The sequence below is a fragment of the Pseudomonas fulva genome, assembly GCF_023517795.1.
Classification (GTDB): domain Bacteria; phylum Pseudomonadota; class Gammaproteobacteria; order Pseudomonadales; family Pseudomonadaceae; genus Aquipseudomonas; species Aquipseudomonas fulva_D.
In genome coordinates this window covers 3,180,196-3,193,214 of the sequence record NZ_CP082928.1, presented here as the reverse complement: position 1 = coordinate 3,193,214, position 13,019 = coordinate 3,180,196, and the positions used below count along the sequence as shown (strand labels likewise).

The window sequence follows — 13,019 nt, the reverse complement described above, 5'->3', positions numbered from 1 at the left end:
GTCCGGCCTTTTTTGCCACGGGCAGTGCGCCAGCGCCTGCCTGCCGATCAGACTCGCCAAGGACCTGCCCATGCATTTCAGGAACCGCCCTCGCCTCTCACTGCTCGCCGGTGCCTTCGCCGCCTGGTTGACGCTGACAGCCGGCCCTGTCGCCGCCGATGATCGCGTGTTCGACGTGGTCGCACCGTTCGAGATCGGCGGGCTGGACCCGGCGATTTCCGGGTTTATCTTCCAGCGCATGCAGATCACCGAAACCCTGCTCGAGGCCGATGCCAAGGGCCAGCCGCTGCCGGCCCTGGCCGAGCGCTGGAGTGTGTCGGACGACGGCAAGCAGTGGACCCTGGCGATCCGCCAGGGCGTGAAATTCCACGACGGCAGCGACCTCACCGCCGCCGTTGCCGCCCATGCCCTGGAGGCGGCGCGCAAGAAGCCCGGCATGCTGCGCGATGCGCCGATCACCGCGATCAGCGCCACCGGCAATGAGGTGGTGATCACCCTCAGCAAGCCCTTCAAACCGCTGGCGGCGCTACTGGCTCACTCGTCCACCAACATCCTTGCCAGCGCGGCCTATGACGCCGACGACAACGTCAAGCAGATCATCGCCACCGGCCCGTATCACCTGACCCTGCTGGAGCCGCCGCAGCGCCTCGCCGCCGAGCGCTTCGAGGGTTACTGGGGGACAAAACCGAGCATCGAGAAAACCACCTACCTGGGCGCCGGGCGCGGCGAAACCCGCTCGCTGATGGCCGAGAGCGGCGGTGCCGAGCTGGTGTTCCAGCTCGACCCGCCGAGCATCGCGCGCCTGCAGCGCAACCCCAGTGTGCAGGTGCTGATGGGCCCGGTGCCGCGCGTGCTGGTGCTGGCGGCCAATGCCGGCAACGGCGCCACCGCGCCGGTGGAGGTGCGCCAGGCGCTGAGCCTGGCGATCAACCGCGAAGGCATCACCGCCGCCGTGCTGCGCGCGCCGGGCACCGGCGCTACGCAGATGTTCGCGGGCAGCGTGCCGGCCTGGCACGACGCCAGCCTGCCGCCACTGAAGTACGACCCGCAGGCGGCCCGTGACCTGCTCGCGGCCCAGGGCTGGAAGCCGGGTGCCGACGGCATTCTGGAAAAGGACGGCCAGCGCCTGCAGCTCAAGCTGCTCACCTATTCGGATCGTCCGGAACTGCCGCTGATCGCCACCGCCCTGCAGGCACAGCTGCGTGAGGTCGGCGTGGACGTGGAAGTCGCCGTCACCAATGCCAGCGCCATCCCCGCCGCGCATAACGACGGCACCCTGCAACTGGCCCTGTACGGGCGCAACTACGCCCTGGTGCCCGACCCGCTGCTGACCCTGATGGCCGACTTTGGCAATGGCGGCGCCGAGTGGGGCCCGCTGGGCTGGAACAACCCGCAGTTCGACCAAACCCTGAGCAAACTGCTGGCCAGCGATGACCCGGCCGAACAACAGCAACTGCGCAACAAGCTGATGACCCTGGTGCAGAACGACCTGCCGCTGATCCCCATCGCCTGGTACCGCCAGTCCATCGCCGTGTCCAAACAGATCGAAGGCGCCGCCATCGATCCGTTCGAGCGCACCTTCGGCCTGAGCAGCATGCGGTGGCGCCCATGATGCGGTTGCTGGGCTTTCGCCTGCTGCAGGCGGTGATGGTCGCCGTGCTGATCGGCGCCCTGACCTTCCTGCTGATGAGCCTGCTGCCCGGTGATGCCGCCTACCGCATCGCCGCCGGGCGCTATGGCTACGACATGGTCAACAGCGCCGCCGCCGAGGCGGTACGCGCCGAGCTGGGCCTGGATCAGCCGGTGCTGTGGCGCTTCACGGCGTGGATCGGCGACCTGCTGAGCCTCGACCTGGGTAACTCGCTGGTCACCGGCCGGCCGGTGCTGGACATGGTCGCCCATGAACTGGGCAGTTCCGTGCGCCTGGCCGTCGGCGCCGTGTTGCTGTCCTTCCTGATCGGCCCGCCCATCGGCATCTTCGCCGGCCTGCGCCCGGGCGGCATGCTGGACCGCGGCCTGCTGCTGCTCAGCACGGTCACCCGCGCCATCCCGCACTTCGTGCTGGGGGTGATTCTGGTGCTGATCTTCTCGGTGTGGCTGATGGTGCTGCCGTCGGCCGGCCATGGCAGCTTCATCCATACCATCCTGCCGACCCTGACCCTGGCGTTGGGCCTGGCGGCGGTGTCTTCGCGGGTGGCGCGGGACGCTACCGTGGCGGTGGCATCGTCCGCCTACTTCGCTTTCGGCCGCCTCAAGGGGCTGAGCGGTGCCCAGGTGTTCATGCGCCATGGCCTGCGCAATATCGGCGTGCCGGTGGTGACGTACCTGGGCGTGCAGCTGGTGTACCTGATCGAGGGTGTGGTGGTGGTCGAAACCCTGTTCGCCTGGCCGGGCATCGGCCACGGCCTGGTGCACGCCATCGTTCAGCGCGACGTGCCCATGGTGCAGGGCACCGCACTGGCCATGGGGCTGATGTTCGTGCTGCTCAATACCGCCGTGGACCTGCTCAACCACCTGATCGACCCGCGCCGGAGAACCGCATGAGCCTGGAAACCGCCATCGCCGAGGCCGCGCCCGCACCGCGCGCGACCGTCCGTTACATCGGCCTCGCCCTGCTCGCGGCGCTGGTCGCCTTCGCCATCGGCGTGCCGCTGCTGTGGGGCGTGGACATCGCCAAGCAGGACTACAGCGCGATTCTCGCCGGCGTCAGCAGCGCCCACCCGCTGGGCACCGATCACCTGGGCCGCGACATGCTCGCGCGCCTGGCCGCCGCCGTGCGCCTGTCCCTGGGCCTGGCGCTGGTCAGCGTCGCCACCGCGGCCATTCCCGGCGTGCTGCTGGGCATCCTGGCGGCCTGGAAGGGCGGCTGGGTCGACAAGGGTCTGGGCCTCTTGGCCGAGATGTTCCTGGCCCTGCCCGGCCTGCTGCTGGTGCTGCTGATCGTGGCCATCTACCCCGGCTCGTTTCTCGCCCTGTATGGCGCGGTGGCGCTGGTGCTGTGGATCGAATACTTCCGCATGACCCGCGCCCTGGCGCGCACCGTGCTGGCCTCGCCGGCCGTGGCGGCCTCGCAGCTGCTCGGCTTCGGCCCGGCATACATCATCCGCCGCCACCTGTTGCCGGAACTGGCGCCACTGCTGATGACCATCGCCGCCTTTGGCGCCGCCGCGGCGATCATGGCCATCGCCGCCCTGGGCTTCGTCAGCGTCGGCGTCAAGCCGCCCACCGCCGAGCTGGGGCTGATGATCACCGAGCTGCTGCCGTACTTCGCCGAAGCGCCGTCGGTGATCGCCCTGCCGATCACCGTGATCTTTCTTATCGTTCTGTCACTGCTGCTGATTGCCGGGGGGCGCAAGCCATGAAACCACTGCTGAGCACCCGCGCCCTGGAAATCCGTACCGCCACCGCGCAACTGGTCGAGCCGCTGTCCATCGACCTGTGGCCCGGCAAGGTGCTGACCATCATCGGCGAAACCGGCTCGGGCAAGAGCCTGTTCGCCCAGGGCATCGTCGGCAACCTGCCGCCGGGCCTCTCGGCCCATGGCGAGATCGAACTGGCCGGCGGCCGATGCGAGTCGGGCCAGGCGACTGGCCGGCGTGCCGCCTGGGGCCGCGAACTCGCCGTGCTGCCCCAGGAGCCCTGGCTGAGCCTGGACCCGACCATGCGCGCCCTCGACCAGGTGGCGGAAACCTACCGCTACGTAGTCGGCAAAAGCGCTCAGGAATCCCGTCGGCAAAGTCGCAGTGATCTGACGCAGCTGGGTATCGAGCAGGCCGAGGCGAAGTTTCCCTTCCAGCTCTCCGGCGGTATGGCCCAGCGCCTGGCGTTCGCCGCCACCCACGCGGGTGGCGCCAAGGTGATGATCGCCGACGAGCCCACCAAGGGCCTCGACAGCGCACGTATCGGCGAGGTGATCAGCCTGTTGCAGGCCGGCATCGCCGAGGGCGGCGCACTGCTGATCATCACCCACGATATCGAGGTGGCGCGCCAGCTCGGTGGCGAGGTGATGATCATGCTCAAGGGCCGCGTCATCGAGAGCGGCAGCGCCGCGCAGGTGCTCGATGCGCCGACCCACGAGTACACCCGCCGCCTGTTGAACGCCGACCCGGCACGCTGGCCACGCCATGACCCATCGGTGCCGAGCGGCGCGCCGGTGGTGCAGGTGCGCGACCTGGCCGTGGAGCGTGGTGACCGCGTGCTGTTCGAAGGGCTGTCGTTCGACGTGCGCCCTGGCGAAGTGGTCGGCGTCACCGGCCCGTCGGGCTGCGGCAAGTCGACCCTGGGTGACGTCATACTCGGGTTGATGCAGGCACGCAGCGGTACCGTGACCAAGCGCCGCGAGGCACCGCGCGTGGCCTTCCAGAAGCTCTACCAGGACCCGGTGGCGGCCTTCCCGCCGACCGTCACCCTGGGCCGCTGCCTGGCCGACCTGGTGAGCCTGCATCGCCTCGATGCCAGCCGTATCGATGGCCTGCTCGCCCGCCTGCGCCTCGACGGCGGCCTGCTCAACCGCCTGCCCGGCAACGTTTCCGGCGGCGAGCTGCAGCGCTTTTCCCTGCTGCGCGTGCTGCTGCTCGACCCGGTGTTCATCTTCGCCGACGAACCCAGTTCGCGCCTCGACCTGATCACCCAGCAGGAGATGATCGAACTGCTGGTGGAGACGGCCCGGGAACGCCGCACCGCGGTGCTGCTGGTCAGCCATGACGAGGCGCTGATCGAGGCGGTAGCGGATCAGCGCATTCGCCTGGGCCACTGAGCGGCGCGGTTGTGCGCGGGCTCAGGCCTGTGCACACCCGTCGGAGCCGAGCATCTCGCTGATCCAGCGCACCTGCTGCTCCAGTTCGGCATCCGGCACGGTCCGCCGGGCGCGGGCCAGGCCAGCCAAGGTCTGCTGTTTGAGACGCAGCAGGCGCTGCCACTTGGCGAGAAAAACCGGGCTGCGCTCTTGCACCAACAGCGGGCCGAAATACAGCGCTCTGTCGGTATGGCGCCTCGGTTCACCGGGCTCGGCGACGATGATTTCGTAGAAGAAACGGTTTTCCTGCAGCAGTTCCTCGTGGCGGATGCGGTAGCCGTTATCCATCAGCCACCTGCGCAACGGCTGCTCGCCGCCATTGGGTTGCAGGATCAATAGCTCGTTGCCGCCGAGCCGCGCCTTGTCGCGGGCGAGAATGTCGCGAATGGTCTCGCCGCCCATGCCGCAGAAGCTGATGGCGGTGATGCCGTCCCCGGGCTCGATGGCCGCCAAGCCATCGGCCAGGCGCACGGCGATCTGCTCGCCCAGGCCGTTCTCGCGAACACTTCGCTCCACCGCGCGCAGCGGCGTAAGGGCCACCTCGCCGGCCACCGCGGCGCTGATCACCCCACGCTTGACCAGCGCGACGAGCAGGTAACCGTGGTCGGTGCCGATATCGGCAAGCCGCGCTCCGGCCGGCACCTGGGCGGCGACGCGCTCCAGGCGCGCGGATAATTGGCGTGGGTTCAAGGGCGGCCTCGTGAATAGCACACTGGCCAGGGCTGGCCGAGCGGCCGGCGATTCTGTCGGGCAATGGCCGGTGAGGCAACCGCTAATGGCGCCGCCCGTGGCCTGCTCAGCAGGCGCGCTGGCCGCCGATCAAGGCGCCGAGGCTGAGGGTGCCCACCTGCACACCTTCACAGGCGCGCGCCTCCTGCAGGCATTGCAGGCACAGCCGGGCATTGGCGCCGTGGGCGCACGACAGGTCTGCGGCGCCCTGGTCGAGCAGGATGGCGCCGGCCTTGCGCGAGCGCATGTCGGGCAGCAGCTCGCTGACCAGCGCCGCCAGGCTCAGGCAACCCAGCTCGGCCGCCTCATCACCCTGGGCTCGCCCATTGCTGCAGTCCAGGCCGTAGTACATGGCGTCGATCGGCCCGACGCTGCTGCGGATGGAGCGGATCATCGCCCTGGCCTGCTCCGGCCGCGCCAGCTCGCCGGTAAAGGTGCGGGTGGCGATGCCTTCGCTTTCCAGCACGCTGGTCAATGCCTTCAGGCAATGCGCCTGGTCGGCCACCAGCACCACGTCATACCCCTGGTTGCCGTACTGCCGGGCGGCCAGCGCGCCCACGCTGTGCTGCGCCCCGAAGACCACGAAAGTTCGCTTCATGCCTCAACCCGCCCGAAAGTTGCGTGCACAGGCCCGGCGTTGCCGCTGCGCCTCTTGGGCGGCGGCCGCCTTGCCTCAGCGGCCCTGTCGGCCGTTGCAGCCGATGGTCACCCGGCAACATTGCCTGAACATTGCGCCGTGATTTTCCCGGCTCCGCTACTATGTGCCGCTCCGATAACCGCGCGGTAATGCACCTTGCGAATCCTCCTCGTCGAAGATGACCTGCCCATGGCCCAGGCCCTGCAAGAGGCGCTTGGCCGGCACGGTTTGCTGGTCGATACCGTGCACTCGCTGGCCGCGGCGGGGGCGACCTTGCGCCTGAGCGTGCACGATCTGTTGATTCTCGACCGCGGCCTGCCCGATGGCGATGGCGTGGGCTTCATCGCCACCGCCCGGCGGCTGTGCCCGGCGCTGCCCATCGTGCTGCTCACCGCCCGTGGCGAGATCGCCGAGCGGGTCGACGGCCTCGATGGCGGCGCCGACGATTACCTGGTCAAGCCGGTGGCCGTCGACGAACTGCTGGCCCGGGTGCGGGCGATTGCCCGGCGCCCGGCCATGGTGGTTCTGCCCACCGCCACGCTCGGCGCCCTGTCGTTCGACTTCAGCGCCCGCGAGGCGGTCGTCGACGGCCAGGCGCTGCCATTGCCGCGGCGCCAGTTGCTGATTCTCGAAGCGCTGATCTACCGCCAGGGTCGTACGGTGCTGCGCGAGAACCTCCACGAGGCGGTGTATGGCCTGGCCGACGAGATCCAGTCCAATGCCCTGGACGCCCATGTGTCGAGGCTGCGCCGGTCGCTCAAGGATGCCGACGCGGGGGTGGAGATCGCGGTGATCCGCGGCGTCGGCTACCTGCTCAAGGAAAGCCGATGAAAAGCGTCCAGAACCCGTCGTTGATCAGCCGCCTGCTGTGGTCGCTGTGCATCATGCAGGTGGTGGTGCTGATGGCGGCGATTGCCGGCACCCTGTATCACATCATCGACGACCAGTTCACCTTCATGGACGATGCGGTGATCGAAGCCCTGGAGGATTCCATTGCCGTGCAGCCCCAGGGGCTGGTCTTCGCGTCCAGCGAGCCGTTGCGCCAGTTGCAGGCGGCTAACCCCGGCCTGTGGGTGGTGATCGCCGACGGCAACGGGCACCGTAACGAACTCGGCCACGTGCCGGGCGAATACCGCGAGCTGGCCAACTACCTGCCGGTGCTCGGCATCTCGCAGATCCGTACGCTGCCGGAACACCGCCAGCTGACCATGCGCATCGAGGTCAAGGAGATACAGGGGCAACGCGTGCATATCATGGTCGGCGGCGTGGCGGACCTGAGCTTCACCAGCCTGATCGTCCAGGCCACCGGGCTGCTGAGCCCCTACTTCCTGACCCCGCTGCTGCTGTTCACCCTGCTGGCCACGCCCATCGTGGTGCTGCGCGCCATGCGCGGGGTGCGCCGGCTGGCCAGCCGTGCCGCGGCGCTGGACATCTCGCAGCCCGATGCGCACCTGCCCGAGGACTCGGTGCCACGGGAAATTCGCCCGCTGGTCAGTGCCTTCAACGCGGCCATGGAGCGCTCCAGCAAGGCCTACCACGCCCGCGACCGCTTCCTGCGTGACGCTGCCCATGAGCTGCGCATGCCGATCGCCGTGCTGATGGCGCGCCTCGACGGCATGCCCGCGCACACGATCAAACCCATGCTGCAGATCGACCTGGCACGCCTGGCCACCGTGGCCGAGCAGTTGCTCGACCTGCAACGGCTGCAGGCACCGAAGATGGAATTCGCGCCCGTGGACCTGGTGGCCCTGGGCCGCGAGGTGATTTCCGATATCGCCCCCCTGGCCCTGGCGCGTTGCGACGACCTGGTGCTGGAAGCCCCCGAGCAGCCGGTGTGGGTGCTGGGCCAGGCCAGCGCCCTGAGCCGGGTGCTCACCAACCTGCTGCAGAATGCCCTGGTGCACGGTGCCGGGGTCGGCACCATCAGCCTGCGCATCGGCGCCGACGCCAGCGTGGCAGTGGCCGACCAGGGCCCCGGCGTGGCCCGGGAAGATCGCGAGCAGATCTTCCAGCCCTTCTACCGCGGCAAGACCGAACAGCCCGGCCATGGCCTCGGCCTGCACCTGGTACGGGAAATCGTGCGTGCCCATGGCGGGCGCATCACCGTCGAGGATGCCGCCGGCGGCGGCGCCGTGTTCAGGGTGCAGCTACCGCTGGCCTGCGCTTAGCCGAGCGCGACGATCAGGTGCAAGGGCTGGCGGCCACACGGCGGCTGGCCAGCGGGCGAATCACGCTGAGCAGGCCCACCAGGGCGATGGCGGCGCCGACCCACAGCGGCGCACGCAGGCCGTAGCCCGCTTCGATGGCCACGCCACCGGCCCAGCTGCCGAACGCCAGCCCGGCGGTGATCACCGAAGTGTGCAGGGTGTTGACCAGGGCGCCGGGTTCGGCGGCCTTCATCACCCGCGCGACCATCGCCGGGTTGAGCGCCACGCCGGTCAGGCCGATGGCGATAAAGCAGCCCAGGTTGAGCCACAGCTGATCGCCCGCCAGGGCGAAGCCGGCCATGGCCAGCACCAGCATGATCAGGCCCAGGCCCAGCGCGGTGAAGGTGTGGCTGTCGGCGAAACGGCCCACCACCATGTTGCCGATCAGGTTGGCCACGCCATAAAGCGCCAGCATCGGTGCCACCTGGCCAGGCGCCAGGCCGACCTCCTCGATAAGGATCGGCGTGCAGTAGCTGAAGGCCGCGAAGGTGGCGCCGATGATCAGCCCGCTGGTCAGGTAGGCGCCCCACAGGCGGCGGGTGCGCAGGGTCCTGATCTGTTCGCCGAGGCGGGCTTCGCCGCCAGCCTCGGCCTTTGGCAGGCGCATGGCGGCGAGCAAGGTGCAAATCAGCGCCAGGCCGACCACCGCCCAGGAGCTGGCGCGCCAACCATGGTGCTGCTCGATCCAGGCGGTCAGCGGTACGCCGGCCACCGGCGAGAGCATCAGACCGGCGAGCACCACCGACACCGCGCGACCGCGCTCCTGATTGGCCACCATCGCCGCGCACAGGGTCATGCACAGGCCGATGCACGCGGCACTGGACACGCCCATGATGATCCGCGCCAGGGCCAGCACCGGGTAGCTGGTGGCCGCCGCGGCCAGGGCGCCGGCCAGCACGTAGACCACCAGCAGCCCGACCAGCGCCGGCTTGCTGCCGATGCCGCGCGACAGCAACAGCATGGTCACCGGCGGGCCGCCGAGGGCCATACCCAGGGCATAGAAGGCGATCAGGTTGCCGACCTCGCCCAGGCTTACCGAAAACGCCTCGGCCAGGGCCGGCATCATGCCGGCGACCATGAATTCGGCGGTGACCAGCGAGAAGATCGTCGCACCCAGCAGGTAGATGGTGAACGGCAGTTTGGGACGAGCGGACATGGGCGACCTTGAGTCTGGAAAAACGGGTCGCCACCCTATGCACTCAGGCCAGGCGGGTCAAATGATCGCGGTGCATAGCGGTCATGCCTGCGGGCAATGGTGCGACCCGGACGCCTGGCTGCGGCTTCGATCAGTTCACAGAGGGTCTTGGCGACTATCCCGTTTCGGCACAAGTTAATTGTATTAATGATTAACCTGAATTACGGAATGGAAATTGCCTCATGCTGGGTACACAGCCTCGACACCCCAGTGAAGGTTTCGAAAATGCACAGTCTCGCGGTTACCCAAACCGATACGCCGCCGGCAGTCCCGCCCTCGGCGATCCGCTACCGGCGCTCCAACGATGTCGAGGAGCATGCGCAACTGTCCGGTTGGCAGCTGCGTTACGACCAGCTCGGCGCCGGGCGTTTCAGCGGTGAGATACTCGAGCTGCAGCTCGACGGCATGCAGCTGATTCGCGACCGCGCCAACCAGGCGATGCTCAAACAGGCGGCCACCTGGCCCGGCGCGATAGCCTTCGCCATGCCGCTACGCTGCCCTGACCCGCACCTGCACTGCGGCGGCCATTCGATCCACGCACCGAGCCTACTGGTCGGCCGTGGCGATCAATTGCCGGAGCTGCGCGTGAGCGGCGAGCTGGACGCGGTATGCATCGCCATCGACGAGCAGTCGCTGCAGCGCACCCTGCACCAGCAGCAGCGCGAACTCGACCTGACGCGCCTGTCCCGGTGCTACCACTTGCTCGGCAAGGCCAACCAGCAGCAGCTGACAGACCTGTTCGGCAGCGTGCTCGACAGGCAGGCCCCCGGCGCCACGCTGCTCGATCACGGCACGATCCGTGGTGCCATCCGCGATGCCATCGTCATGCACCTGCTGGAGCTGATCGACGCCGAAGGCGACCACTCGCTGCCGCCCAGCGCGCGCCGGCGCATGGTCGACCGCGCACGGGACTACGCCCTCGCCCACCCGGAGCGGCCCGTCAACATTCTCGAGCTGTGCAATCAGATCGGCGCCAGCCGCCGCAAGCTGCAGTACTGCTTCCAGGAAGCGCTGGGCATCAACCCGCTGGCCTACCTGCGCACCATCCGCCTGAACGCGGTACACCGCCAGCTGCGCCGCGCCAGCGAGGCCGACTCGGTGCAGAGCATCGCCGCCGATTGGGGCTTCTGGCACCTGAGCCGCTTCGCCAGCGACTACCGCCAGCTGTTCGGCTGCAAGCCGTCGGAGACCTTGCGTCAGGCTCGCCAACACTGTGCCGAAAACGGATAACGGCGGACGCTGAAGCGTCCCTAGGCTGACCTCCCACACAATAATAAAAGGGGTCAGCCATGCCGGTTCGCCGTGCGTCACGCATTCATCTGTCCGCCCTGTTCGGCGCCGCCCTGCTCCTCGGCAGCCAGGCCCAGGCTACGGAAAACGGGGCACCCACCACGCCCGCCGGGGTTTACGACTTCGGTGCCGGCATGTCACCGCCGCCCACGCCGTTCGGCACCCTGGGCCTGCGCACGGCCTACTACGCCACCAACCTGCAGAAGGACCGTAACGGCGACAAGGTAGGCAGCGCCTTCTCGCTGGACGTGCTGTCGATCGGCGTGGCCTATATCCGCATGACCGAGCAGCAGCTGTTCGGCGCCCGCTACGGCTTTGCCATCGCCCAGCCGTTCTTCCAGATGGACGCACGCCTGAAGGTGGACACCCCGTTCGGCCCGCTGCGCCTGGAAAAGGACGTGTTTCGCCAGGCCGACACGCAGATCACCCCGCTGATCCTGCAGTGGGACATTTCCCGCAACCTGTTCGTCAACACACGCCTGCAGATCCAGGCGCCGACCGGCGACTACGACAGGAACCGGCTGATCTCCCCCGGCCTCAACCACTGGACCCTCTCCCCCGCGCTCAATGCCACCTGGCTCAGCGATGGCGGCTTCGAGGTGTCGTCGAGCCAGCAGCTGGACTTCAATACCCGCAACCACGCCACCGACTACCGCAGCGGCACCGAGTACCGCCACGAGTTTTCCGTGGGCCAGCACCTCGGGTCATGGACGCTGGGCCTGGGCGGCTACTACTACCAGCAGATCAGCGACGACGACGCACCCAACCTCGCTCACGGCAACCGCGCCCGGGTCATGGCCGTCGGCCCGGCGCTGAGTTTCTTCAAGCCCGGCCTGCCGCCGGTGTGGCTGCACGCCTACAAGGAATTCGGCGCCGAGAACCGCACCGAGGGTTACAACGTCGCCCTGCGCGTCGCGTACAGCTTCTGAGGTGGCCGCCATGACGATCGAATCTACCGTTTCACGCCAGGCCAAGACCCGTCGCGAGGGCCTGGTGCTGGTACTGGGCAGCAGCCTGACCATCATGGGTTCGGTGATGGTCGCGCCCATCCTGCCCAAGCTCGGCGCCGAGTTCGGCCCCTTCGAGCCGCGTGCCGACCTGCTGGTGCCCCTGGCGATCACCGGCCCGGCCCTGGCCATCGCCCTGTTCGCGCCGCTGGCCGGCTGGCTCGCCGACCGCATCGGTCGCAAGGTGCTGCTGGTCATCGCCACCCTGCTGTACGCCGTGCTCGGCGTGCTGCCGGCATTGCTCGATGACCTGACCCAGATCGTCGGCGCGCGGCTGCTGTTCGGCTGCGCCGAAGCGGCGATCATGACCTGTTGCGCGGCGCTGATCGCCGACTACTGGCAAGGCGAGGAGCGCATGCGCCTGGTCAACCTGCAGGTGGTCGGCATCGGCCTGGTCGGCGCCCTGTGCTTCGTGGCCGGCGGCGCGCTGGGCGAGCAGTCCTGGCGGCTGCCGTTCTACCTGTACCTGCTGCCGTTGCTGCTGCTCCCGGCGATGCTGCGCGTGCTCTGGGAGCCGCCGCGGCAGGTGGCGAGCGGTGTGCAGGCGGACGACGAGCAGGTGTCCATCGCGCGCCTGGTCGTCGGTTACCTGCTGATTCTCGCCGGCATGGTGCTGGCCGTGGTGGTGCCGGTGCAGGCGCCGCTGCTGCTGGCCGGAATGGGCATCACCTCCAGCACCCTGATCGGCGCCTGCGCCGGGCTGGGCCTGCTGGCCAGCCTCGGCGGCTCGCTGGCCTGGCCGCTGCTGCGCCGCGGCCTGGGCATTCCCGGTTGCAACGCCCTGCTGCTGGGGCTGATGGCTTGCGGCCTGTGGCTGCTGATCCGTGCCCAGAGCTACCCGGACATGCTCGTGGCGGTGGTCGTCCACGGCCTCGGCGTCGGCCTGCTGGTGCCCAACGCCATGGCCCCGGTGATGAACGCCCTGAGCGCCAGCACCCGCGGCCGCGGCCTGGGCGGCTTCACCGCCTGCCTGTACATCGGCCAGTTCGCCAGCCCGTTGGCGGTCGCCACCCTGATGGCCCTCGGCTACGACCTGCGCGGCGCCGTCGAGTGGCTGGCCACCGCCAGCCTGGCCGGCGCGGCCATCTGGCTGGTGGCCGCCGTGCTCCGACCGCGCGACACGGCGCTCCCCTCACACCCGTGAATTTCCCTTTGCCCC

General features: G+C 68.8%; 12 protein-coding genes. 9 read left to right on the top strand and 3 right to left on the bottom strand.

The genetic code is table 11. The features are described from left to right. Positions 1–70 precede the first annotated feature (70 nt). From K8U54_RS14615 to K8U54_RS14600, 4 genes are read left to right on the top strand one after another with little or no spacing between them, the layout of a single operon-like run. Positions 71–1,612: an ABC transporter substrate-binding protein gene (locus tag K8U54_RS14615; RefSeq protein WP_249906494.1), complete on the top strand. Its 1,542-nt coding sequence runs from the start codon at positions 71–73 to the stop codon at positions 1,610–1,612. Then, positions 1,609–2,544, top strand: a complete 936-nt coding sequence (locus tag K8U54_RS14610; protein ID WP_070887267.1) for an ABC transporter permease — start codon at positions 1,609–1,611, stop codon at positions 2,542–2,544. The genes K8U54_RS14615 and K8U54_RS14610 overlap by 4 nt, the downstream gene beginning before the upstream one ends. Beyond that, a complete protein-coding gene (locus tag K8U54_RS14605) occupies positions 2,541–3,362 on the top strand; it encodes an ABC transporter permease (RefSeq protein ID WP_249906493.1) in 822 nt (273 codons plus the stop codon). Before K8U54_RS14610 ends, K8U54_RS14605 begins: the two co-directional genes overlap by 4 nt. Beyond that, a complete protein-coding gene (locus tag K8U54_RS14600; RefSeq protein ID WP_249906492.1) occupies positions 3,359–4,756 on the top strand; it encodes an ABC transporter ATP-binding protein in 1,398 nt (465 codons plus the stop codon). The genes K8U54_RS14605 and K8U54_RS14600 overlap by 4 nt, the downstream gene beginning before the upstream one ends. Before the next feature lie 21 nt (positions 4,757–4,777). On the opposite strand, the gene K8U54_RS14595 is transcribed toward K8U54_RS14600, so the two are convergent. Both K8U54_RS14595 and K8U54_RS14590 read right to left on the bottom strand, forming a co-directional pair. Then, positions 4,778–5,485, bottom strand: coding sequence for a tRNA (adenine(22)-N(1))-methyltransferase (locus K8U54_RS14595; protein WP_249906491.1), 708 nt, complete (start codon positions 5,483–5,485; stop codon positions 4,778–4,780). 106 nt (positions 5,486–5,591) lie between these two features. Beyond that, positions 5,592–6,122 carry an SDR family NAD(P)-dependent oxidoreductase gene (locus K8U54_RS14590; protein WP_249906490.1) on the bottom strand — a complete coding sequence of 177 codons (531 nt, stop codon included), beginning with the start codon at positions 6,120–6,122 and terminating at the stop codon, positions 5,592–5,594. Positions 6,123–6,317: 195 nt separating this feature from the next. On the opposite strand from K8U54_RS14590, the gene K8U54_RS14585 reads away from it, so the two are divergent. Then, complete coding sequence (locus K8U54_RS14585) at positions 6,318–6,992, top strand: response regulator (protein WP_249906489.1); 675 nt, start codon at positions 6,318–6,320, stop codon at positions 6,990–6,992. Beyond that, positions 6,989–8,329 carry a sensor histidine kinase gene (locus K8U54_RS14580; RefSeq protein ID WP_249906488.1) on the top strand — a complete coding sequence of 447 codons (1,341 nt, stop codon included), beginning with the start codon at positions 6,989–6,991 and terminating at the stop codon, positions 8,327–8,329. The genes K8U54_RS14585 and K8U54_RS14580 overlap by 4 nt, the downstream gene beginning before the upstream one ends. Before the next feature lie 13 nt (positions 8,330–8,342). On the opposite strand, the gene K8U54_RS14575 is transcribed toward K8U54_RS14580, so the two are convergent. Beyond that, positions 8,343–9,524, bottom strand: a complete 1,182-nt coding sequence (locus K8U54_RS14575; protein ID WP_249906487.1) for an MFS transporter — start codon at positions 9,522–9,524, stop codon at positions 8,343–8,345. A gap of 264 nt (positions 9,525–9,788) precedes the next feature. Between K8U54_RS14575 and K8U54_RS14570 the strand changes: the two genes are divergently transcribed. Genes K8U54_RS14570 through K8U54_RS14560 form a run of 3 tightly spaced genes read left to right on the top strand, consistent with a single transcriptional unit; the run spans position 9,789 to position 13,004 of the window. Then, positions 9,789–10,793: a helix-turn-helix domain-containing protein gene (locus K8U54_RS14570; protein WP_249906486.1), complete on the top strand. Its 1,005-nt coding sequence runs from the start codon at positions 9,789–9,791 to the stop codon at positions 10,791–10,793. 59 nt (positions 10,794–10,852) lie between these two features. Then, complete coding sequence (locus K8U54_RS14565; protein WP_249906485.1) at positions 10,853–11,782, top strand: SphA family protein; 930 nt, start codon at positions 10,853–10,855, stop codon at positions 11,780–11,782. 10 nt (positions 11,783–11,792) lie between these two features. Then, positions 11,793–13,004, top strand: coding sequence for an MFS transporter (locus K8U54_RS14560; RefSeq protein ID WP_249906484.1), 1,212 nt, complete (start codon positions 11,793–11,795; stop codon positions 13,002–13,004). Positions 13,005–13,019: the final 15 nt, after the last annotated feature.